This is a genomic window from Paenarthrobacter sp. TAF1, assembly GCF_052113825.1.
Lineage (GTDB): Bacteria > Actinomycetota > Actinomycetes > Actinomycetales > Micrococcaceae > Arthrobacter > Arthrobacter nicotinovorans.
Genome location: NZ_JBFRDO010000008.1, coordinates 65,401 through 87,071, shown reverse-complemented (window position 1 = coordinate 87,071; position 21,671 = coordinate 65,401). Strand labels below are relative to the sequence as shown.

Here is a 21,671-nt window from a genome sequence, read left to right as displayed (position 1 = left end):
GTTAATCATCGCCGACCATGTGGCCGCGCCACGCCGTCGTACATTGCAGTTGCATACCGTTGCGGGGCCTGCTGAGCAGCCTATGAGCGCGTCATGCCACGCAGACCGGGCCTCACAACGTGCCTGAAGCTACTTGATCACGTAGCCGTGCATGATGGTCATCACTGCGGCCACGCTTTGCTCGCGGGTCCGCTCCGGATTGTACGTTTGCCGGTCCAGGCCCACCACGAAGATGGCCCCGAAGATGGCTGCTTCCAGGCTGCCTCGGACAATGCTCTGGTCAACCTTGTAGCCGGCGGCGACGCGCTCAACTGCGGAACCGATCACGGCCAGCAGCTCTGCGCGGAGTTCGGTGAACACAGCGCTCCACTCGCCGGGTGTCCGCCAGTTTTCGCTGACCCACAGCCGGGCGAAGGACGGGTAGTCGTCCATGAATTCCATGGCCTGTGCCACCATGTTCTTCATGGATTCCAGCGGATCACTGCTTTGCCCCTGGACGTCCTGGAGCCTAACCAGCATGATGTCCACGCCGTGCCGCAGGAGCTGCGCGATCAGGTCCGACTTGCTGCCGAAGTTGTAATACACAGTCCCCTTGGACACTCCTGCGGCGGCCGCGATCTCGTCAACCGTCACTCCCGCTGCACCACGTTCGCCGATCAGCTCCATGGACGCTTCGAACAGGCGCTGCTTGGTGGCGTTGGTGCGACCCGGGCGCAGTTTCTTTCCGGTATCGCCGGAATCGGATGGCTGGGTGGTGCTCATACTGCGATCTCCGGCTTCAGGGTCTTCAGAGTCCACATCTTGTGCTTGCGGACTGCCAGCGTGGACAGCGCCGCTCCGAGCAAAGTGTATCCAAGCAGGCCCAGAACCGTCGGCCAGATCATGCTGAGTTCACCGCCATAGATCAGGTGCCGCATGCCAGTGACGACGTAACCCATGGGCAGGACCTCGTGCACCACATGAAGCGGCATGGGGGTGGTCTGCCAGGGGAAGGTACCACCGGAGGAGACCAGCTGCAGGACCAGCAGGATCAGCACAACGAACTTGCCGGGCGTACCCATCAGCGCCACGATGCCCTGGATGATGGCACTGAACGCCATCACCGCGGCCAGCATGAACAGCCACATGCCGATCGGATGGGCCGGATTCAAGCCAAGTCCGAGGTCCACCACCAGGGTGAGGATGGTGGCCTGCAGCACCGAGACCACGAAGAACGGCAGCCAGCCTCCGACGGCGATTTTCCAGGCGGGGGCGTTCGACGCCAGGGCCCGCTGGGTGATTGGCCGCATGGCCTGGACCAGCATGAAGACACCGATCCACAGGGCCAAGGTCAGGAAGAAGGGCGCCAATCCAGCGCCGTAGGAACCTGCCTTCGCCTGGGAGACGTTGTTAACCGAAACGGGGTCGGCGATGACCTTGGAGACGTTGCTCTTTTGTTCATCGTTCGGGTTGGGGATCTCACCCGCACCCTTGGCGAGCTCCGTGGCCAGCGTGTGCGAGCCATCGGAAGCGGTCACTGCACCACTGGCAAGTTGTCCCGCGCCGTCGTCCAGTTGGCGGGCGCCGTCGTCGAGCTTTACTGCGCCGTCCAAAGCGGTCTGCTGGCCGGCGGCCAGGGTTGCTGCGCCGGAATTCAGCTGCCCGGCACCGGCCGCAGCCTGCGAGATGGCATCGGTCAGCGTCGGCGTGGCGCCGGCAAGCTTCTGGGCGCCTGCGCTCACTGCTGCCGAACCGTCCGAGAGCTGCTGGATCTTGGCCGCATCACCGGAGATCTTCGCCTTGGCATCGGTGACCGGGCTGGATGCTGCGGCGGCATCGAAATCTGCCAGGACCTTATCGGCCTGCTCCTGTGTCAGCACGCCCGCCGTGACGAGCCGTGCGTTCGACTCCACGACGCGGTTGCGCAGGCCCTTGTCGGCGGCGTCCAACTGTCCGACGACCTCCTGGACCTTGGCGTTCAGCTCCGCATTTCCAGCGGCCACCTGGGCTGCACCGTCCGCGAGTTTCTGCGAATCGGCAGGCAAAGTGGCCGTTTTGTTCTTCAATTCCGTGAGGCCGGAACTCAGCTGGCCGGCACCCGTGTTCAGTTGCACAGCGCCATCCCGCAGCTGGGTTTGGCCGGACACGAGCTGATCCGCACCGGTGACCAGCTGGCCGGTGCCCGTGTGGAGGGTCGCGGCGCCGTCGCTGAGTTTTCCGACGCCCGTGGCCAGCTCGGACGCGCCGTCGGCTGCCTTCACGATCGACGCGTGAATGGTGCCGAAACCGGTGAGGAGCTGGTTGGCCGTTTCCTCGCCTACTTCCTTGGCCACCGTCGAGTGCACGGCAGTGGTGAGTTTGTCCACGATGGTGCTCAGGAGGTAGTTGTTGGCGTCGTTGGTGGTGACATGGAGCATGGCCTGGTTTGCGGCGTCGAAGCTGCCGGGCGAGACCAGGTTTGCTGAGAAATCCTTGGGGATACGCAATGCGAAGGCGTATTCGCCCGTCCGGACGCCGGCGTCGGCTTCTTCCGCGCTGGAGACCTGCTTCCAGTTGAAGACATGGCCTTCTTCCAGGCTGTCGGCCACCTTCTTGCCGGCCTGCAGCTCGGTGCCGTCCTTCGACGTCGCTCCGGTATCTTCGACCACCAAGGCAGCGTCGATCTGGTTCAGGTTGCCGTACGGATCCCAGTTCGCGTACAGGTACACGGCGCCGTACAGCAACGGAACCATGGTCAGGGCGAGGATGGTCAGCTTGGGCAGGAGCCCGCCGGTCATGCGCTTGAGTTCGGAGCGGGCAAGCCGCAGAACAGTCACTTTGCAGTCCTTTGGAGGTTTTCGGTTTCAGGTTCTTCGGTCACGTCCGGCGTTGCGCCGGCGGCGTGCTTGGCTTTGGGTTCGACGGCCGGTTCGACGACGGCGGCTGGCTCGGCCGGTGCCGGCGCGGGCTCCGCTTCCGGTTCAGGGGGATGGGTCACTGAGTTGCCGATCACGGCTGCGGCGCCCGTCCAGTTGTCCGGGAGGGCACCGACGACGGCGACGACGGCAAGCGGCCGCCCGGCGTCGGCCGCCAATGCCTGGAGCCGGGGCAACCAGGTCTCAGGATCCGCGCTGTGTCGGTCGGGGGAGTCGATGACCAGGAGGTCCGTGGCAGGGTCTGCCAGGGCGAGGGCCGTCAGCAGTTCAAGGCGTCGGCCGGCGGGAAGTTGTTCGATCCAGAGGCCGGCGATGTCCTCGAAGCTGTTCACTTTGAGCCAGGGTTTGCTCAGCAGCGCACCGCGGTAGCGTCGCGGGATAAGGGAAAGGTCTTCGGTGACGAGGTCGCGGACGCTGAGGTGCTGCTCCGGTTCGTTGACTCCGGGGGAGTCCACCAGGGCGCTGGCAAGCCTGATCTTCTTTGTTTTGGTGGTGTTGTCCCAGCTGAGGACGCCGTTGCTGGGCTTCATGCGGCCGCTCAGGGCCAAAGCGAGGGCGGTCCGCTGGTCCTGGCCTTCCCCTGCAACCAGGAGGAGTTCGCCGCGGTGCACCTGGAGCGAGGTTGCCGGGAGGAGATCGTCCCGGCGGCCGTTGATCTGGAGTTGCTGTACGGACAGCACAATGAAGCCTTTCGCAGAACTGTTGTCTGCTGAAAGTCTAACTGAACTGACTGGTCAGTTCAAATAAGAATCAGAGGCCATACTTTTCCATAAGCCGCAGCCATACCTCGCTGATGGTCGGATACGACGGAACCGCATGCCAGAGCCGGTCAAGCGGCACCTCCCCAACGATGGCGATCGTCGCCGAATGGAGGAGTTCGGCGACGCCGGGACCTGCGAACGTCGCTCCCAGGATCACCTTCCTGTCCTCATCCACCACAATCTGGGCCCACCCCTTGTAGTCCGGGGAGTACAACTGTGAGCCGCTGACGTTGATGGGAAGTTCTACCCCCGTAACGTTCTTGCCCTGCAGGAGTGCCTGCTCAAGGCCCTGACCCACGGACGCAACCTCGGGGTCGGTGAAGACGACGCTGGGCACCGCGTGATCATTGGCGGTATGCGCCCAGGGGCTCCAAGGCTGCGGGCTGCCTTTCAGTTCGCCCTTGGCCCGGGCCACAATGGCGTCCCCTGTTGCCCTCGCTTCGTATTTGCCTTGGTGTGTCAGGAGCACCTTTCCGGCAGCGTCTCCGGCGGCATAGAGCCACGGTCCGTTGCTTTCGCCGCCGGATGGGCCCTCGACGAGCCCGCTGGCATCCGTCGTGAGCCGGAGCGCTTTGCCGTCCCGGGCTTCAAGGCCAACGCTTTCCAAGCCCAGATTGGCCAGGGCGGGATGCCGTCCTGAGGCGACAAGCAGCTGGTCGGCGACGAGTGTTTTGCCGTCGAGCGCCACGGTGATGGAACCGTCGTCGTTCTTCTCCACCTTGTGGACGTCGCTATGGAGGTGGACCGCGACGCCATCGGCGCGAAGGCCGGCCAGGACCAGGTTCGCTGCTTCCTCCGCGTAGCTGCTCAGCAGCCGCCCCCGCGCCACCAGCGTGACGTTGGAACCCAAGCGGGCGAATGCCTGGGCCAGTTCGACGCCGGCCACGCCACCGCCGAGGACGACGAACCGCTTCGGAACTTCCTTGGCTGCTGTGGCCTCCCTGGTGGTCCAGAAGGGTACGTCCTGCAGGCCTTCGATACCCGGGACGGTGGGCTTCGAGCCGGTGGCGACCACTACGGCGTGGTGTGCCTTGAGGGCGTAGCTGTTGCCGTCAAGCCCATCCACGTGAACCTCGCGGTGGCCGGTTATCCGGCCGCGCCCGCGAATCAGGTCAATGCCGGCGCTGTCCAGCCATTCAACCTGGCTGCCATCCTGCCAGTTGTTGGTGAACCAGTCCCGGTGCTTCAAAGCTGCGTTGGCATCAATAGTTCCGGTAACGGCCTCCGTCGCACCCGGAATTCCCTGGGCGGCATGGAGGACGCTGCCGGGGCGGAGAAGTGCCTTGGAGGGGATGCAGGCCCAGTACGAGCATTCGCCGCCAACCAATTCGCTTTCAATGATCACTGCCGAGAGGCCGCCCCGAACCACCCGGTCCGCCACGTTTTCCCCAACGGCGCCTGCGCCGATCACTATTACGTCGTATTCGCGGGAGCTCTCGGCAGTCATGGGGAAAGCCTACAACCGCTCCGCTGGCGTTGTGAGGGCAGGAGTTTTGCATTGTCCATATTTTGATATCCATATCTCAAAATATGGATTGATTGATTAGGCTGCCGAACATGAACGAACACCTGAGGCCGTTTGTTGATTGGAAGTGGTGTGCGGGGCGCCGTGAGGGCATCGTCCTGGCGGACACCCGATGGTATCTCGACGGCTCGTCCGGGAGGGACGAGTACTTGCGCGGGCATCTCCCTGGCGCGGTGTTCATCGATCTGGACCGCTGGCTATCCGGTCCGGCGTCCCCTGAGACCGGGCGAAACCCGCTGCCCGATCCCGAAGTGTTCGCCGAGGGGATGCGGGCCGCCGGTATCAATGACGCGGACACAGTAGTTGCCTACGACGACGCCGGTGGAGTCATCGCGGCCAGGCTCGTGTGGATGCTCAGGTCGACGGGGCACAAGGCAGCGGTCCTGCAGGGAGGGATGGACTCCCATCCAGGCCGACTCACCGATGAAACCGCGCCAAGGCCGCGAGGGAACTTCACGGCCCGGGCATGGCCGGCGGGCCATCTCGCCGACATCTCGGACGCTGCTTCCGGGAGGTACGTGACGGTGGATGCCAGGAACCGTGACCGTTTCGAGGGCAAACAGGACCCCATCGATCCTCGTCCGGGCCACATACCCGGAGCCGTCAACGTCCCTTGCCGCGGCAACCTCGACCCTTCCGGGCAGTTGCTGCCCGAACTCCGGATCCGTGCGAACTTCGAACGGGCAGGCATAAAGTCCGCAGACAACACCATTTCCTACTGCGGCTCCGGGGTGACTGCCTGCCACAACCTGCTGATGATGGAGCACCTGGGAATGGGCCGCGGCAAGCTGTTTGTCGGCGGGTGGTCCCAGTACGGACAGGCGCTGGATAGGCCGGTGGAGACGTCCTGGGGACAGGTTCGTGGAGATTCTGCTGGATCATCGCCGTCCCGAGCGGGGTAACCCACGCCATGTGGGGCACACACAGGGTGGGTCCACGGAATGATCCAGCAGAAAATGCAGCTACGCGTGCATCGCACCCTTGAACCAGCCCGTGATGCTGGCCGGGTGGGTGATGGCGGTCCCGACAACCACGGCGAAGGCGCCGGCGTCGAGGGCTTGGCGGGCCTGGGTGGGGGTGTGGATGCGGCCCTCGGCTATCAAGGGCTTTCCCAAGCCGGCAGAAGCGATCCGTTCCAGGAGCTCCAGGTCCGGCCCGTCGGTTTTGGGGCGCTCGCCGGTGTAGCCGGCCAAGGTGGTCCCGATCAGGTCCGCGCCCGCCTCAACGGCGGCGACGGCGTCGTCGAACGAACCGCAATCAGCCATGACCAAAGCATGGGATTCCGCATGGATTCCGGCGACGGTCCCGGCGAGGGAAAGCCCATCCGGTCGGGAACGCCGTGTCCCGTCAATGGCTACAACGTGTGCACCGGCATTGGCCACAGCGAGGGCGTGCCGCAGTGTGGGAGTGATGAAGACACCGTCGTGGCCGTCCTTCCACAGGCCAATGACAGGGACCTCGACGGCGGTGCGCGTGAACTGCACGTCGGCCAACCCCTGGACACGGATCGCCGCAGCCCCGCCGATCACGGCCGAAGCGGCCACCTGCCCGGTGGTCCGGGGATCGCGCATGGGCTCGCCCGGGTAGGCCTGGCAGGAGACGATCAGTTGGGCACGGAGGCCTTCGAGGCCTGCTGGAGTGAGGATCAAGATGTCTTCCTTACTGAAGGACGAATTTCGCAGCACCAACAATGGCAGCGCTGTTGCCGAGGGTTGCCCGGACTACCGGCACGGAAAGCAGCGGCGAGAGCAGTTCCCGGCGCAAGGCAATCTCCATGGGTTTCCACCAGAGGCCGCCCGCGTCGGCAAGGCCGCCGGAGACCACGACGGTTTCAGGGTCCAGGATATTAATGAGGCCACCGACGGCTTGCCCGGCGGCGGCAGCGCCGAGTTCAACGGCTCGGGCCGCGGCGAGAGTGCTCGCGGTGGCTGCGTCGGCGTTGCTGTCAGGTTCGGCCAGCGCGAACACGCCACGGGTGTCAGCGGCATCCAGGGCAGAACCCCCCAAGCGGAGGTAGGACTCGTGGATGGCAGGTCCGGAAGCGATCGCCTCCACGTGCCCGGCAGAGCCACAGACGCAGGCCAGGGGAACGCCGTCGAACGTGGCGTAAGGCGAAGCGAAGTGCCCTACATGCCCGCCGACAAACCGGTAGCCAAGAACAGGGGTGCCGTCCAGGACAAAGCTGCCTCCGACGCCGGTCCCGAAGGCCACCATGAGGGAACTCGACGATCCCGCGGCGGCACCCAGCCAGGCTTCGCCGAGGGCATGGGCGTGGACGTCGTTGACGGCACGCACGTCCAGGCCGAGGCGCGCCGACAGGCCGGCGGCCAGCGCCGTCCCGGCCCAGCCGAGGATGGCATCCGTTGCCGACACCACGGTCCCGGAAGCGGCGTCGATAACCCCTGCGGAGCCCACACCGACGCCGGACACGGTATGTCCAGCGTCGGCAGCGCGCTCCACCAAGCCCGCGATCAGCGCAGAGGTGGCGTCGAGGATCGCTTCACCACCTGCCCGGTTCAACGTCGGAATAGTCTCCGACATCAGCACAACACCAGCGGAGTCAACAACCCCGGCAGCGGTTTTGGTGCCGCCGAGGTCAACGCCGATCACGTGGGTCGCTTGGGCTAGGGGAGCGGTCATGAATGCTTAGACCAGCCCGTTCCGTTCAAGGATTTCGCGGATCGCAGCAGTCTCGGATTCATTCAGGGACAGCATGGGCGAGCTCATGGTGTTGGACTCGATCACGCCCATCACCTGCAGCGCGGTCTTGAAGGCACCCAGGCCGGCGGCACCGCCGGAGACGCGTCCGTTGGGGGTGTAGACGATCTCGAAGACGTCGGCCAAGCGGTCCTGCTCGCGGGCCGCACCTGCCCAGTCGCCTGCTTGCGCGGCGTCGAACAGGCGGCGGTAGCCTGCCGGGTCGACGTTGCCCAGGCCCGGAACAACGCCCTGCGCGCCGCCCAGGAGGGCGCCGTCCACCACAACTTCGTGACCGGTGAAGATGTCGAAGTCGGGGATGTCCTTGGCTGCGAGGAGCAGCTGGCGGAAGGAAACGTCGTCGCCCGAGGAATCCTTGACACCGGCAATGACGCCGTCACGGCCGAGGCGGACCAGGAGGTCTGTGGGCAGCTTGAAATGCGTGCGGACCGGGACGTCGTAAGCGAAAATCGGCTTGTCGATGGCGGCGTGGATGCTGCGGAAGTGCGTTTCGGTTTCCGCTGCGTTGCCGATTGCGTAGTACATGGAGGTGACTACGATCGCGTCAGCGCCCAGGTCAACCACCTTGCGCGCTTCTTCGATCACGCGGTTGGTGGTCTGCTCGTTGGCGCCCACGATCAGCGGAACCGCGCCGGCGTTGGCGTCGGCGATGGTGGAGACCACCAGCTCACGCTCGTCGTTGCTGAGGTACGGGACTTCGCCGGAGGAGCCCAGGACGAAGAGGCCGGACACACCGCCGTCGATCAGGTGCTTGGTGACGTTCTTCAGCGACGCGGTGTCGATGCTGCCGTCAGCGTGGCGGGGGGTGATGACCGGGGGGATGACGCCCTGGAACTGAGTGGACACAGAATTCTCCGTTGTTTGTAACTTGTGAAGGGAAAAACTAGATGTGAAGCAGGCTCGGCGCGGCGCCCAGCAGCTTCTTGGTGTAGTCGTTGCTCGGGTTGTCGAAGACCTGCGCGGCTGTGCCCTGTTCGACGATCTTGCCGAAGTACATGACGCAGATGCGGTCCGAGACGTACCGGACGGTTTGGATGTCGTGCGAAATGAACACCATGCCGAGGTTCAGCTGGGTCTTCAGGTCGGACAGCAGGTTCAGGACCTGCGCACGGACTGAAACGTCCAAGGCCGACGTCGGCTCATCCGCCACGATGATGTCCGGGTCCAGGGCCAGTGCGCGGGCGATCGCCACACGCTGGCGCTGGCCGCCGGAAACCTGCGACGGCGTTACTTCGGCCGCCGATTGCGGCAAGCCAACCAGCGCCAACAGTTCCTTGACCTTGGCGGCGCGTGATGACGCGTTACCGATGCCGTGGATCTGCAAAGGATCCGTGAGGATGTCCTGGATGGTCATGCGCGGGTTCAGTGCCGTTGCCGGGTCCTGGAAGACCACGGAGACGGAGCGGCCGAACTGCTTGCGCATGGCGGCGTTCCGTTTGATGGCAGGCTTTCCGTGGAACATGACCTGGCCCGACGTCGGCGGCTGCAGTCCCACGAGCACTGACGCGAGCGTGGACTTGCCGCAGCCGGACTCTCCGACGATGCCCACGGTTTCGCCGCGGCTGATGGTGAAGTCCACGCCGTCCACGGCTTTGACGATGTTCGGCCGGAACAGGCCACCGGTCCGTGCGTGGTGGTAGACCTTGACGTCCTTGAGTTCGATGACCGGCTTGCCGGTTGACTCGCTCATTTCGCGTCCTCCTTCAAGTGGCTGGCCCAGTAGTGGTCGGCATCGTCACCGTTTGCGGAGTCAACCGAAGAAACCGTGGTGAGGACCAGCTTCTGGTGGGGATCGGCGTCGGGTCGCAGTGAGCGGGCCGCGAAGCGGTCGCCCGTTGCGAAGTCCCGGGGCGACGGGACGGTGCCGGGAATCTGGTGCAGCCGGACGGCGTCGGCTTCGATGGAAAGGACGGCGCCCAGCAGACCCCGGGTGTACTCGTGTTTGGGGTTTTGCAGGAGTTCGGAGGCTCGTGCGGATTCCACCACCTGGCCGGCGTACATGACGGTGATGCGATGCGCCAAGGAAGCCACCAGCGCGAGGTCGTGGCTGACGAATACCATCGCGAAGCCGAGCTGTTCGCGCAGTTCGTTGAGGAGATCCACAACCTGCTTCTGGACGGTCACATCCAAGGCTGTCGTGGGCTCGTCGGCAACCACGATCTTCGGCGAACGGGACAGGGCCATGGCGATCAGCACACGCTGACGCTGGCCGCCGGAGAGCTCGTGCGGGTAGCTGGCGAGGGTCCGGACAGGGTCCAGCTTCACCATTTCAAGGAGCTCGGTGGGCGTCTTCCGTCCGCCGCGTTTGGTGAGCTGCTCCAGCTGGTCCTTGATCTTCATGGACGGGTTCAGGGAGCTCAGGGCGTCCTGGTAGACCATGGCAATCTGCTCACCGCGGAGGCCCTCGTACGCCTTGGGATTGCTGTGCTGCGTCTTGGCGTCCAGGAGTTCCTTACCGTCGAACATGATGGAACCGGTGACCTGGGCTGTTTTGGGAAGAAGGCCCATGACGGCCAGCGAGGTGATGGACTTGCCGCAACCGGATTCGCCCACCAGGCCCATCGTTTCGCCTTCGCGGACGGTGAAGGACACGTTGTCCACGATCGCGATGTCGCCGAAGCGGCCCGGGAAACGGATGGACAGGTTCTTCACCTCAAGGACGTTGCGTGCGCCGGCCGCAACCTGGGGGAGGCGGTCGGTGCGCTTCGCTTCGATGGCTGCCAGGAGTTCCAGCTCACGGTCCAGCAGGAGGTGTGGGTTCGCGGCAGCGAGTCGGACGTCGGTGAGCACGGCTGAAGTGGCCACATCAGAAGCGGATCCGTCACCGGAAGCCGCAAGGACGCCGTCGAGCTCATGTTCCTCAACCACCGAAGGCTGGGCAACTGAGGTTGCCACCTCAGTGTCAACGGCCACAACTGCGGCGGATCCGTCGTCGTCCTTTACTACGGGCGCACGGCGGAGTTTCGGGTTCACCATGGCGTCCGTGAGGCCCTCGGCGAGGATGTTCAGGGACAGAACTGTCAGGAGGATGGTCAGGCCGGCGAAGGTGGTGGCCCACCAGCCGCCGGACAGCACCAGATTGCGTCCATAGGAGATCACGTTGCCCCAGGACGGGGCGGGATCCTGCACGCCGGCGCCGAGGAAGGACAGGGAAGCCTCCAGGATGATGGCGTCTGCCACCATGACCGTAGCGAACACCAGCACCGGAGCGGCGGTGTTGCGGACGATGTGCTTGACCAGGATGTAGAAGCGTCCGGCACCGATCACCCGTTCGGCTCGGACGTAGTCTTCGCCGTACTGTGCCAGCACGTTGGCGCGGACCACGCGGGCCAACTGCGGGGTGTAGATGATGGCGATCGCGATGATGATGGTCGGGACCGAGTTGCCGAATGCTGCCAGCAGCACGGCGGCCAGGGCGATGCCCGGGAACGCCATGAGGATGTCCATGAGCCGCATGATGATTTCATTCACGGACTTGCTGGAGGTCGCTGCGAAGGAGCCCAGGAGTGCGCCGGCGAGGATGGCCAGGGCCACCGCACCGAGGCCGATCATCAGCGACGATTGTGCGCCGAACAGGAGCCGGGAGAAGATGTCTCGGCCCAAACGGTCGGTACCGAAGAAGTGCTCGGCGCCGGGCGGTGTGGCTGGAATGAAGGTTTCCAGCGGATCGTGCGGGGCAATGACCGGCGAGAAGACCGCGGCCAGGACAATCACGATGAGGAAGAGCAGGGCGATACGGGAGCCCCAGGGCAGGGCCTTGAAACGAATGCCCGGGGCACTTAGCCGTTCTGCGAGCTTGCTGCGCATGAGCTATACCGTCCTGATTCGGGGGTTGATGAGCAGGTAAAGAAGGTCCACCACGATGTTCACCAGAACGAAGGTGACGGAGATGGTGAGCACCACGCCCTGGACCAGGTTGACGTCCAGGTTGGTGATGCCGTTGAGGATCAGCTGGCCCATGCCGGGCAGGGCGAAGATCATTTCAATCACGACGGCGCCGCCCAGCAGGTAGCCGACGCGCAGTCCCAGCACGGTCACCGGGGTGACGAGTGCGTTGCGGAGGACGTTCTTGGAGACGACCTCACGGTAGGGGACACCATTGCCGATGGCGGTTCGGACGTAGTCGCGGTCCAGTTCTTCCACCATCGAGGTGCGGACCACGCGTATCAGCGAGGCGGACACGGGAATGCCGAGCGCGAGGGCCGGGAGGGCCATCGAGTTGAGCCAACCGCCGAAGCCGGATTCCGGCGTCGCAATTCCGCCCGAGGGGAACATCGGGTTCTCGCCGAGCGCGAACCACTGGATGAGCAGGATGCCCAACCAGAACGACGGCGTGGCGATCGCGGCGATGGAGAAGACGCGGACCAACTGGTCCTGCCACTTGTCGCGGTAGAGCGCGCCGAGGATGCCGAACGCCAGCGAAAGCACGATGGCGATGAGGACGCCCAGGAAAGTGAGCTGGAGCGTCAGTGGGAAAGCCGAGCCGATCATGGAAGCCACGGACTTGGCCGGCGGGGTGGTGGTGCCAAGGTCGAACTGCAGGAGCTTGCCGAGGAATCGGAAGTACTGCAGGACCAGGGGATCGTTGAGGCCATTGTCCTGGCGGTACTGCTGCTTCGCTTCTTCGCTGGCGCCGTCACCGAGGGCGGAGCTTGCCTGGTCTCCGGGAGCGGCCTGCAGGACGAGGAAGACGAGCAACGTGATGCCCAGGATCATCAATGGCAATGCTGCAAGCCTGCGGCCAAGCAGACGCAATATCGTGACCAATTTGTTCTCCGGTTGGTTGGTGGTGCTGGTTGCGGGGCCTGCTCTGCGGGCTCTGTGGGGGTTTTAGGCCGCAGAGCAGGCCCCGCAACGCGAGGGGTGCTTAGGCCGTGCGTCCGACGTCGATGAAGGACAGGCCGGTGGTGGGCAGAGGATGGAAGCCGTTGAGCTTCTTCTCGTCCCAGGCGCTGGGGAGCTGGCGGTGGAAGACCGGGTACAGGGGGACTTCGTCCGAGACCATGTCCACGATTTCGCCCACGATCTTCTTGGCTGCATCACCGGAGGCCTGGGAGCCCTTGTCCATGAGGTCCTGGAGTTTGGTGCGTTCCGGGGTGGTCCAGAACGCGCGCTTGTCCATCCAGGTTGCGCCGGAGTAGAACCAGCTCAGGAGGAGGTCCGCGTCGTTGCCGAAGACTGAGGGGTCGCCGGGTGCTGCGACCACGGAGTAGTCGCCCTTGCCCACGCGGTCGCTGTACAAAGCACCGGACTGGAGGCTCTTGACCGTCACCTTGACACCGGGGATCTTGTTCCAGGATTCGAGGATCAGTGGGGCCACATCCTTGACCCAGGCGGTGTCCGTGGTGAGCAGCTCGAATTCCAGGTTGGTGACGCCGGCCTGCTTCAGGAGGTCCGCGGCCTTGGAGGTATCAAAGCCATAGACGTTCTTGGCCTTGACGTAATCCGGGTGGCCTTCCTGGAAGTAGGACGTGGCTGCCTTGGCGTTGCCGAACAGTGCCTTCTTGATGATGGCTTCCTTGTCCAAGCCGTAGTGCAGGGCCTGGCGGACCAGCTTGTTGTCGAACGGTGCTTTGGCGCAGTTGAACATGAGGAACAGCAGGCCGAAGGACTGGACGGATTCGACCTTCACTTTGGACTTCAAACCGTCGACATCCAGGTACGGAACGTCCTCGATTGCCTGGACGCGGCCGGACTGGACGGCGGTGACGCGTGCTGCTGCATCGGAAAGGAGAAGCCAGGTCATGCCCTTTGCCAGGGCGGGCTTGGGGCCGTTGTAGTCGGCAAATGCCTCGAAGACGATCTTGTCGTCCTTGACGGCGGAGACCAGCTTGTAGGGGCCCGAGCCCACCGGCTTGGCGTCGAAGGCCTTCAGGTCGGTGGCGAGGGCCTTGGGGACTATCTTCACTACGGAGATGCGTGGACCGAAGCCCGGGAAAGCGTACTTGAGCGTGAATTCAACCGTCTTCTCATCCAGCGGCTTCACTGCCTGGATGAAGGGGATGAACTGGGAGAAGAGGGACTTGTTCGCCGGGTCCATGACGCGGGTGAAGGAGAAGGCAACGTCTTCGGTGGTGACGGGGGAGCCGTCGTGGAACTTCGCGCCGTCGCGGATGGTCACCTGGTAGGTGGTGTCGTTGACCTTCTTCGGGTCCGCTGCCGCCAGGGCGTTGTACGGCTGGCGGGTAGCCGGGTGCAGCTCGATGAGCCCTTCGAAGATGTGCAGGTTGGCTGCCATCGGGGTCGCACCCGAGGAGCTCAGGGGGTCGAAGCCTGTGGAGAGTGCATAGGAAATGCCTGCCTCGATGATGAGGTCCTTGTTCACTGCAGCTGTGTTCGTTGCGTTGCCGGTCGTGGTGCTGGCAGCGCCGCCGCACGCAGAAAGGGTTGCCGTGAAGGCGGCTGCTGCACCAACTGCGCCGCTCAGCTTCAGGAAGTTCCGGCGGCTGGCATCGTTGACCAGCGGCAGGCTTTGGATCGTCTTGCTCATAGGGTGCCTCACCATTCGAGTTTCGTGGGTTATCGGATGTAGGACGTCCGATGCTCGTATGGAAACTGTAAGGGCGGTCACAGCGGAACGTCAAGTGAGATTAAGCGGCCGGGGCGCAGTCCGCGCGCCTTGCGGTTATCCGGCTACGGCCGGTTCGTGGCGGAAATCTCAGGGATATCCGGGGAAATCGCACTCCACGTCTATCAGGGAGGTGGGACATCCGATATTGTATGTTGCGAGCTACTCATTCTGTGGTGAGCGCTAAGCTCGCCTCAATATTAACACCGCACCACTTCAAACCCTTGGGGCCGGTGCACGGCAAGGAGAAAGCCATGACAACTTCCGGTGTGGTTCCGCAGGCGCGGTTCAGCGCACAGGCCCGGCTGCGCGCATTGCAGTCGGACATTATGGAATTGATCCTTGAGCGCGAGCTTGAGGCCGGCGATCCCTTGCCCACGGAAAGCGAACTGTCGGTAGCCCTCGGTGTTGGGCGCAACACTCTCCGTGAGTCACTGAAGGTGCTCCAGGCGTTGGGCGTCATCGAAATCCGCCACGGGTTCGGGATGTTCGTCGCGCCGAGCAACTTCGACGCGCTCGCCGACGGGCTGACCTTCCGTGGCAGGCTCTCGCTGCGTCACCAGGGACTCGAAGCGCTGCAGTTGGTGGACGTACGCCAGGCCCTTGAGTCGGGACTGATTGGTTCCTCCATGGACGTGATGACCAAAGAGCAGTTGGCGTCCATCGAAGAATCGGTCAAGCAGATGGAGGAATTGGCGGGAGCCGGCGAGAACTTCGTTGCCGCCGACGCCGAGTTCCACCGACGCCTTTTCGAACCCCTCAACAACGAGCTCCTCATCAACCTCATGGGCGTCTTTTGGAAGGTCTACCGCAAGATCCACGTGGAGATCGGCCCGGGCAACGAGGACCTCGTCAAAACAGCAGCGATGCACCGCGACATCTACGCCGCCGTTGCCGCGGGGGACAAGGTAGCGGCCGCTGAGCTGCTCAACCGGCATTTCGATGGCATTCGCCGCCGCATCAGCGAGGCCGTCGGCGAGTAACGCACTCCACCCAAGGGCCGCCGTCGTACTTTCACCGGAAGTACGACGGCGGCCCTTGCCGTTAACGGCGCGGCTCAGCTTCGCGGGTCAGTGGCCGCGCCAGCCGGCGACGAGGACTGTCCGGAGGTAGTCGTAGCGGAAGTCGTTGATGTTCGGCAGCTCCGACAGGGAAGCGATGCGGTGGGGGAGTGCGGTGCCGGTCAGTGCGCCCACGCCGAACATATAGGCCCACTCGTGGAACCCCGGTGGTTTGTCCGGAAGGGCTTTGCGCATCACCTGGATGAAATCCCTGGCCATGGGATCGAAGTATTCGGCAAGGATTCCGCGGTCGCGGGCTGACGGGTCCGAGGCCTCCCGAAGGACGAGGCGGGCGAACAGCTTTCCGTCCGCGGTTTCCTGCGCTTTCAGGGTCGGCATCAGGAAAGCGTCCACAATGCGTTCGACGGCGTCGGCCGCCGAAGGATCCAACGCGAGGACCTGCCGGCGGCGTTCCTCATTGAGGTACTGGTACCGGGCGAAGACGGCCCTGTAGAGCTCCAGCTTGGTGGCGAAATGGTAGATCACCAGGGGTGCCGTCGTGCCGGTTTCCTCCGCAACCGCCCGCATGGTGGTGCTTTCAAAGCCGCGGTTGGCAAACATTTCCACCGCGACATCCAAGATCTGCTCCCGGCGGCGGGTTCCGGCGGTATTTCCCTGTACTTCCGTGGACATGAGTCCCACCTTATCGGCCTCCTTGCTGGTCGGAGCTGTGAGCGTTGACACAAATTGAATGGGTGTATAAATTCTATTCCAGCAGAAACTGAACGGGTGTCAAAGTTCTCTTTCTGTTCCGGGCAACGATGCCCCCATCGAAAGGGATCCCATGAAACGTGGAACCAAGTGGTTCATCCTTGTTGGGTCGTTCATCATTTATCTGTTTGATGCACTGGAAATCGCAGTGCTGTCGTTCGCGCTGCCGGCCATCAGTGCCGAACTGAAGCTGACCCCGGTTGCCGGCGGCCTCCTGGCTACCGCCACGCTGCTTGGCATGGGTTGTTCCAGCGTCGTGACCGGGTGGGTGGCCGACAACCGCGGCCGCCGCATCGCGCTCATCGGCTCCATGGCGGTGTTCGTTGCCCTGACGTCGGCGCTCTTCGTGGTGCCGAACTATGGCGTGTTCGTCGCCCTCCGCTTCCTGGCCGGCATAGGTCTTGGCGGAGTCTGGTCAGTGCTGTCCACGTACATTGTGGAGACCTGGCCCGCCGAACAAAGGGGGCGGGCCGTGGCGTTCGTGCTGGCCGCCTACCCCTTGGGCGGGGCGGCCGCGGCGCTGATTGCAGGCGCTTTCATGCCCGATTGGCGGCTCCTTTTCCTGGTTACCGGTTTGTCGGCACTGCTGCCCTTGCTCATGGTTGTGTTCTTCTTCCCCGAATCCAGGGCCTGGCTGGAAGAACGCGCACGGCAACAGAAGGGCAACGTCACCGTCAAAGAACTCTTCACCGGTACTTATCGCCGCCGCACAGTCATCGCCACCGTGGTGGCAGTCTGCGCATTCGTAGGTTTCTACGGAGCCTCAACGTGGATGCCCAGCTACCTCTACACCGAGCGGGGCCTCGATCCCCGGCAGGTCAGCCTCTTCATGACCATCCTCAACCTGGGCATGTTTGCCGGCTACATAGTGTTCGGCTGGATCGCCGACCGGATTGGCAGGCGCAACGCCATCCTGCTCTCCCTGGCCGGCACCGGACTGTTGATGCCGCTGTACGGCCTGGTCACCAACCAGTCGGTCCTCTTGTGGATGGGACCGCTGTACGCCTTCTTCATGACCTTTGCCGGACTTTTTGGTTCGTACCTCGGGGAGCTGTACCCCACCAGGATTCGTACCACCGGCGCCGGTTTCTGCTTCAACATCGGACGCGGAGTGGCGGCGTTCGCACCCCTGGCGATGGGTGGGATTGCAGCCTCCTGGGGATTCTCCACCGGGCTGATCCTGTCCGGAGCAGTCTTCCTGGCCGGTGCTGCCCTCATGCTGCTCCTTCCCCATACCCACCGCGGCGCCTCCACGGACAACTCCCCAACCCACTTCCATTTTGAGAAGGAATCCATCAAGAATGCCTGACCTGATAGACCTTTCCGTCAGCCTCCGAGCCGGTATCGCCTCTGATCCACCCGGAATGACGCCGCATATTGACTACTACACCCACAAGGAAACGGCCAAGGACCTGGTGTCCTACTTTCCGGGGATGGGCGAAGAGGACCTTCCAGGGGAAGAAGGCTGGGCCATTGAGCGCATCAGTGCCACGACCCATACCGGTACACACCTGGATGCTCCCTATCATTACGCTTCCACCATGGACGGGGGAGCGCGCGCCATCACCATTGACGAAGTTCCCTTGGAGTGGTGCTTCGGCCGCGGGGTGAAACTGGACTTCCGTGGATTCGAAGACGGCTACGTTGCCACGGCCGCCGACGTCGAGGCCGAGCTTCACCGGATCGGGCACGAGCTGGTCCCGGGAGACATCGTGGTGGTCAACACCTCTGCCGGCACCCGGTACGGCTTTGACGATTACCTTTCCAAGGGTTGCGGGATGGGACGCGAAGCCACTCTCTTCCTTACCAGCCGGGGCGTCCGCGTCACCGGCACCGATGCCTGGAGTTGGGACGCCCCCTTCATCCACACCGCCAAGCGGTATGCGGAATCCGGCGATAACACGTTGATCTGGGAAGGCCACAAAGCCGGGATGGAGATCGGTTACTGCCACATCGAGAAACTGCACAACCTGGAAGCGCTCCCGGCCACCGGGTTCAATATTTCGTGCTTCCCGGTGAAGATCCACGGAGCCTCCGCCGGGTGGACCCGTGCTGTAGCCATTCTTGATTCCGGGGCGGCCGCGTGAAATTCTTCAGACTTCTCATTGACGGCGTACCGCGTCTTGGCCAAGCCGACGACGACTTGGTGTCAGGCTGCCTGTACCCGGCAGGGCTCGATGCCTTCGACGTGCTGGACCGCCCCTGGACAGCAACGGAGGGTGAGCCCCTGGATTTCGCGGCGGTGGAACTGCTGCCTCCCGTCGTGGCTCCGACCATCCGGGACTTCATCACCTTCGAGCAGCACACCGTCGGAGCCCTGCGTTCAGTAGCCGCAGGGAAGGGTATTCCCTCCGCCTGGTATGACGCGCCGTCGTTCTATTTCACCAACCCGCACGCGGTGACCGGACACAACGCCACGGTCGCGATGGCTCCAGGTACCGGGCAATTCGACTTTGAGCTGGAGGTTGCGGCGGTCATTGGTGCGGACGGCTACAACCTCTCGGTGGAGGAAGCCGGCGAGCACATCGCCGGGTACATGATCCTGAACGACTGGTCCGCAAGGGATCTTCAGCGCGGCGAGATGACCGTGGGGCTGGGGCCGGCCAAGGGCAAGGACACCGCCACGTCCCTGGGCCCGGTCTTCGTGACCAAGGATGAACTCGCGGACGTTACTTCTGACGGCTTCTTGAATCTCTCCATGAGCGTTTCTGTCAATGGACGGGTTCTTGCCACGGATTCGCTGGCCAACATGGCGTGGACCTTCGCGGAGCTTGTGGCCTACGCCAGCAGGGGAACCTGGGTCCGTCGCGGTGACATCCTGGGATCCGGGACCAGCGGGGGCGGCTGCCTGGCTGAATTTTGGGGATGGTACGGGGCCATGACCCCGCCGCCGCTGGAACGAGGCGATGTTGTGAGCCTGACGGTGGAGCGTCTGGGTACTTTGACCAACCTTGTGGGCCGCGCGGCCCCTGTCCATGAGGTCCCCAAGGCCCGGCGGCGCGTGTACGCACCGCCGTTGCCGTTTATTCCGGACGCTTGAGCGGACGCCAAGGGCCGCCGTCGAATCTTCTGAAGAAGCCCGACGGCGGCCCTTGCGGTTTTCGGGACGGCTCGCCTGCCGCTGTTCCGGGCATAAAAAAGACCCGCACCGGCGAACCGGTGCGGGTCTTGATTTGTGCGCCCAAAGGGATTCGAACCCCTGACCTTCTGTTCCGTAGACAGACGCTCTATCCAGCTGAGCTATGGGCGCATTTCGCGTGATTCTCGGCGGTCTGTTTCTCTGACCCCCTCGAACCTCAATAAACTTTACAGAAGTTCATGTGAAGTTCCAAATCGAAAAGCTGTAATCTGCGCAACTAGACCGGTCTACGTGACCTTAGTCACTTAAAACGCCGCGTCCTCAATCCGAATCGTTGATTTTTAGGGGTTTTTACTTTTCGAGTAGGTGGATGTCCGATGTCTGACAGGGGAATGGTCTGGTCCGCGGCCCCTATCGTTTAGGACACACCACTGAACCCGAGGAAGGGAACCGCAATGGGCGATCTGGCGCGACTGCCGCTGCTTGAGAAGGCACCTACTACGCATGCACGCCTGCTGGCTTGGGTTGAGGAAGTTGCCGAGCTGACACAGCCGGACCGCATCCACTGGGTTGATGGCAGCGAAGCAGAAAACAAGAAGCTCACCGACGAACTCGTCGAGGCCGGCACGCTGAAGCGGCTCAACCCGGAAACGTTCCCGAATTCCTTCGCGGCGTTCTCCGACCCCGCTGACGTTGCCCGCGTGGAAGAGCAGACCTTCATCTGCTCCGAAAACGAACGCGACGCAGGCTTCACCAATAACTGGATGGCTCCGGCTGAGATGAAGCAGAAGCTGCGCGGCCTGTTCGCCGGCTCCATGCGTGGCCGCACCATGTACGTCATCCCGTTCGTCATGGGCCACCTTGACGCAGAGGACCCCAAATTCGGCGTCGAGATCACTGACTCCGCCTACGTCGTAGCGTCCATGCGCATCATGGCCCGCATCGGCACCGATGTCCTGGACCGCATTACCCAGACCGACGCATTCTTCGTTCCCGCCCTCCACTCGCTGGGCGCACCTCTGGAAGCCGGCCAGGCCGACGTCGCCTGGCCCTGCAACCCGGACAAATGGATCGTCCACTTCCCCGAAGAGCGCTCCATCTGGTCCTTCGGCTCCGGCTACGGCGGAAACGCCCTCCTCGGCAAGAAGTGCTACGCACTGCGCATCGCATCGGTCATGGCCCGCGATGAAGGCTGGCTCGCCGAGCACATGCTCATCCTGAAGCTGACCTCCCCCGAGCAGAAGACCTACTACGTCTCCGCTGCGTTCCCCTCCGCTTGCGGCAAAACCAACCTCGCCCTGCTGGATCCCACCATCAAGGGCTGGAAGGTCGAGACCCTCGGAGACGACATCACCTGGATGCGCTTCGGCAAGGAAGGCGAACTCCGCGCCGTCAACCCCGAGGCCGGCCTGTTCGGCGTCGCACCCGGCACCGGTTGGGGCACCAACCCCAACGCCATGCGCGCCATTGCCAAGGGCAACAGCATCTTCACCAACGTTGCCCTGACAGATGACGGAGGCGTCTGGTGGGAAGGTATGACCGAGGAAACTCCGGCGCACCTGACCGACTGGCGTGGCGAGTCCTGGACTCCGGACTCCGATACCCCGGCAGCGCACCCCAACTCCCGCTTCTGCACGCCGATCGACCAGATCGACATGCTGGCCGAAGAATACTTCAGCCCGGAAGGCGTGGAGCTGTCCGCGATCCTGTTCGGCGGCCGCCGCAAGACCACCATCCCCCTGGTGACCGAAGCCCGCAGCTGGTCCAACGGCATTTTCATGGGCTCCACGCTGTCCTCGGAAACCACTGCTGCTGCCGCCGGTGCCGTCGGCGTTGTGCGCCGCGATCCCATGGCCATGCTCCCGTTCATCGGCTACGACGCCGGCGATTACCTGAACCACTGGGTCAACCTGTCGGCCAAGGCAAACCCGGAGCGGCTGCCCAAGATCTTCCTGGTCAACTGGTTCCGTCGCACGGCCGAAGGCGGCTTCGCGTGGCCCGGCTTCGGGGACAACGCCCGTGTCCTCAAGTGGGCCATCGAGCGCCTCGAAGGCAAGGCCGACGCTGTGGAGACTCCGATCGGTTTCGTTCCGACCGGCGAATCCATCGATCTTGAGGGCCTGGACATGACCCCGGCCGAGGTTGAGGCCGCGGTTCGCGTCGATGCAGACGAGTGGGCAACCGAGCTGGCGTCCATCGAGGAATGGTTCGCTAACTTCGGCGAATCCCTCCCGGCGGCACTCCAGTCCGAGCTGGACGGACTCAAGACCCGTCTGGGCTAGACCTCTTAGGAACAACGGCGTTCTTAAGTGAACGACGACGGCCCGTCACCTTTCGTTGGAAAGGTGGCGGGC

18 protein-coding genes and 1 tRNA gene are annotated in these 21,671 nt (G+C 63.6%); 6 read left to right on the top strand and 13 right to left on the bottom strand.

Annotation, left to right across the window (positions count from 1 at the left end; all coding sequences use genetic code 11):
• Positions 1-129: 129 nt before the first annotated feature.
• The 4 genes from AB4Y81_RS12730 to AB4Y81_RS12715 form a co-directional block, all read right to left on the bottom strand.
• Positions 130-762 (bottom strand): TetR/AcrR family transcriptional regulator, encoded by a 633-nt coding sequence (locus AB4Y81_RS12730; RefSeq protein ID WP_018777961.1) that lies wholly within the window; start codon positions 760-762, stop codon positions 130-132.
• Positions 759-2,795 (bottom strand): YhgE/Pip domain-containing protein, encoded by a 2,037-nt coding sequence (locus AB4Y81_RS12725; protein ID WP_018777960.1) that lies wholly within the window; start codon positions 2,793-2,795, stop codon positions 759-761. Before AB4Y81_RS12725 ends, AB4Y81_RS12730 begins: the two co-directional genes overlap by 4 nt.
• Positions 2,792-3,574: an ABC transporter ATP-binding protein gene (locus AB4Y81_RS12720; protein WP_441996024.1), complete on the bottom strand. Its 783-nt coding sequence runs from the start codon at positions 3,572-3,574 to the stop codon at positions 2,792-2,794. The genes AB4Y81_RS12725 and AB4Y81_RS12720 overlap by 4 nt, the downstream gene beginning before the upstream one ends.
• A gap of 70 nt (positions 3,575-3,644) precedes the next feature.
• Positions 3,645-5,102, bottom strand: coding sequence for a dihydrolipoyl dehydrogenase family protein (locus AB4Y81_RS12715; RefSeq protein ID WP_039239720.1), 1,458 nt, complete (start codon positions 5,100-5,102; stop codon positions 3,645-3,647).
• Positions 5,103-5,212: 110 nt separating this feature from the next.
• Here AB4Y81_RS12715 and AB4Y81_RS12710 point away from each other — a divergent pair, with 110 nt between their 5' ends.
• The gene (locus tag AB4Y81_RS12710) at positions 5,213-6,082 is read left to right on the top strand and encodes a sulfurtransferase (protein WP_441996023.1); all 870 of its coding nucleotides are present in this window, start codon (positions 5,213-5,215) and stop codon (positions 6,080-6,082) included.
• A 60-nt stretch (positions 6,083-6,142) separates the two neighbouring features.
• Here AB4Y81_RS12710 and AB4Y81_RS12705 read toward each other — a convergent pair whose 3' ends face one another.
• From AB4Y81_RS12705 to AB4Y81_RS12675, 7 genes are all read right to left on the bottom strand, one after another.
• Positions 6,143-6,829 carry an N-acetylmannosamine-6-phosphate 2-epimerase gene (locus AB4Y81_RS12705; RefSeq protein WP_018777956.1) on the bottom strand — a complete coding sequence of 229 codons (687 nt, stop codon included), beginning with the start codon at positions 6,827-6,829 and terminating at the stop codon, positions 6,143-6,145.
• A 10-nt stretch (positions 6,830-6,839) separates the two neighbouring features.
• Positions 6,840-7,820 (bottom strand): ROK family protein, encoded by a 981-nt coding sequence (locus tag AB4Y81_RS12700; RefSeq protein WP_441996022.1) that lies wholly within the window; start codon positions 7,818-7,820, stop codon positions 6,840-6,842.
• 6 nt (positions 7,821-7,826) lie between these two features.
• Positions 7,827-8,744, bottom strand: a complete 918-nt coding sequence (locus AB4Y81_RS12695) for a dihydrodipicolinate synthase family protein (protein ID WP_018777954.1) — start codon at positions 8,742-8,744, stop codon at positions 7,827-7,829.
• 37 nt (positions 8,745-8,781) lie between these two features.
• Positions 8,782-9,588 (bottom strand): ABC transporter ATP-binding protein, encoded by an 807-nt coding sequence (locus tag AB4Y81_RS12690; protein ID WP_018777953.1) that lies wholly within the window; start codon positions 9,586-9,588, stop codon positions 8,782-8,784.
• Positions 9,585-11,705: a dipeptide/oligopeptide/nickel ABC transporter permease/ATP-binding protein gene (locus AB4Y81_RS12685; protein ID WP_441996021.1), complete on the bottom strand. Its 2,121-nt coding sequence runs from the start codon at positions 11,703-11,705 to the stop codon at positions 9,585-9,587. The genes AB4Y81_RS12690 and AB4Y81_RS12685 overlap by 4 nt, the downstream gene beginning before the upstream one ends.
• Positions 11,706-11,708: 3 nt before the next feature.
• Positions 11,709-12,665, bottom strand: a complete 957-nt coding sequence (locus AB4Y81_RS12680; protein ID WP_035733684.1) for an ABC transporter permease — start codon at positions 12,663-12,665, stop codon at positions 11,709-11,711.
• A 100-nt stretch (positions 12,666-12,765) separates the two neighbouring features.
• A complete protein-coding gene (locus AB4Y81_RS12675) occupies positions 12,766-14,388 on the bottom strand; it encodes an ABC transporter substrate-binding protein (protein ID WP_441996020.1) in 1,623 nt (540 codons plus the stop codon).
• 332 nt (positions 14,389-14,720) lie between these two features.
• Between AB4Y81_RS12675 and AB4Y81_RS12670 the strand changes: the two genes are divergently transcribed.
• Positions 14,721-15,449: a FadR/GntR family transcriptional regulator gene (locus AB4Y81_RS12670; protein ID WP_018777949.1), complete on the top strand. Its 729-nt coding sequence runs from the start codon at positions 14,721-14,723 to the stop codon at positions 15,447-15,449.
• A gap of 87 nt (positions 15,450-15,536) precedes the next feature.
• Here the strand turns inward: AB4Y81_RS12670 and AB4Y81_RS12665 are convergent, their stop codons facing one another.
• Positions 15,537-16,160 (bottom strand): TetR/AcrR family transcriptional regulator, encoded by a 624-nt coding sequence (locus tag AB4Y81_RS12665; protein WP_441996019.1) that lies wholly within the window; start codon positions 16,158-16,160, stop codon positions 15,537-15,539.
• 151 nt (positions 16,161-16,311) lie between these two features.
• Between AB4Y81_RS12665 and AB4Y81_RS12660 the strand changes: the two genes are divergently transcribed.
• The 3 genes from AB4Y81_RS12660 to AB4Y81_RS12650 are packed head-to-tail and all read left to right on the top strand — an operon-like array spanning position 16,312 to position 19,278.
• Positions 16,312-17,547: an MFS transporter gene (locus AB4Y81_RS12660; protein ID WP_441996018.1), complete on the top strand. Its 1,236-nt coding sequence runs from the start codon at positions 16,312-16,314 to the stop codon at positions 17,545-17,547.
• Positions 17,540-18,325, top strand: coding sequence for a cyclase family protein (locus AB4Y81_RS12655; RefSeq protein ID WP_189076124.1), 786 nt, complete (start codon positions 17,540-17,542; stop codon positions 18,323-18,325). Before AB4Y81_RS12660 ends, AB4Y81_RS12655 begins: the two co-directional genes overlap by 8 nt.
• Positions 18,322-19,278 carry a fumarylacetoacetate hydrolase family protein gene (locus AB4Y81_RS12650; protein ID WP_441996017.1) on the top strand — a complete coding sequence of 319 codons (957 nt, stop codon included), beginning with the start codon at positions 18,322-18,324 and terminating at the stop codon, positions 19,276-19,278. The genes AB4Y81_RS12655 and AB4Y81_RS12650 overlap by 4 nt, the downstream gene beginning before the upstream one ends.
• Before the next feature lie 136 nt (positions 19,279-19,414).
• On the opposite strand, the gene AB4Y81_RS12645 is transcribed toward AB4Y81_RS12650, so the two are convergent.
• Positions 19,415-19,488, bottom strand: a tRNA-Arg gene (locus AB4Y81_RS12645).
• 284 nt (positions 19,489-19,772) lie between these two features.
• On the opposite strand from AB4Y81_RS12645, the gene AB4Y81_RS12640 reads away from it, so the two are divergent.
• Entirely contained in the window at positions 19,773-21,599 is a 1,827-nt protein-coding gene (locus tag AB4Y81_RS12640; RefSeq protein ID WP_018777944.1) for a phosphoenolpyruvate carboxykinase (GTP), read from the top strand.
• Positions 21,600-21,671: the final 72 nt, after the last annotated feature.

What these genes read in the sequence shown, in the direction of transcription:
- AB4Y81_RS12685 (WP_441996021.1), bottom strand. Translation starts at nt 11,705, where the DNA reads ATGCGCAGCAAGCTCGCAGAACGGCTAAGTGCCCCGGGCATTCGTTTC.
- AB4Y81_RS12730 (WP_018777961.1), bottom strand. Translation starts at nt 762, where the DNA reads ATGAGCACCACCCAGCCATCCGATTCCGGCGATACCGGAAAGAAACTG.
- AB4Y81_RS12710 (WP_441996023.1), top strand. Translation starts at nt 5,213, where the DNA reads ATGAACGAACACCTGAGGCCGTTTGTTGATTGGAAGTGGTGTGCGGGG.
- AB4Y81_RS12715 (WP_039239720.1), bottom strand. Translation starts at nt 5,102, where the DNA reads ATGACTGCCGAGAGCTCCCGCGAATACGACGTAATAGTGATCGGCGCA.
- AB4Y81_RS12675 (WP_441996020.1), bottom strand. Translation starts at nt 14,388, where the DNA reads ATGAGCAAGACGATCCAAAGCCTGCCGCTGGTCAACGATGCCAGCCGC.
- AB4Y81_RS12640 (WP_018777944.1), top strand. Translation starts at nt 19,773, where the DNA reads ATGGGCGATCTGGCGCGACTGCCGCTGCTTGAGAAGGCACCTACTACG.
- AB4Y81_RS12700 (WP_441996022.1), bottom strand. Translation starts at nt 7,820, where the DNA reads ATGACCGCTCCCCTAGCCCAAGCGACCCACGTGATCGGCGTTGACCTC.
- AB4Y81_RS12665 (WP_441996019.1), bottom strand. Translation starts at nt 16,160, where the DNA reads ATGTCCACGGAAGTACAGGGAAATACCGCCGGAACCCGCCGCCGGGAG.
- AB4Y81_RS12670 (WP_018777949.1), top strand. Translation starts at nt 14,721, where the DNA reads ATGACAACTTCCGGTGTGGTTCCGCAGGCGCGGTTCAGCGCACAGGCC.
- AB4Y81_RS12660 (WP_441996018.1), top strand. Translation starts at nt 16,312, where the DNA reads ATGAAACGTGGAACCAAGTGGTTCATCCTTGTTGGGTCGTTCATCATT.
- AB4Y81_RS12655 (WP_189076124.1), top strand. Translation starts at nt 17,540, where the DNA reads ATGCCTGACCTGATAGACCTTTCCGTCAGCCTCCGAGCCGGTATCGCC.
- AB4Y81_RS12690 (WP_018777953.1), bottom strand. Translation starts at nt 9,588, where the DNA reads ATGAGCGAGTCAACCGGCAAGCCGGTCATCGAACTCAAGGACGTCAAG.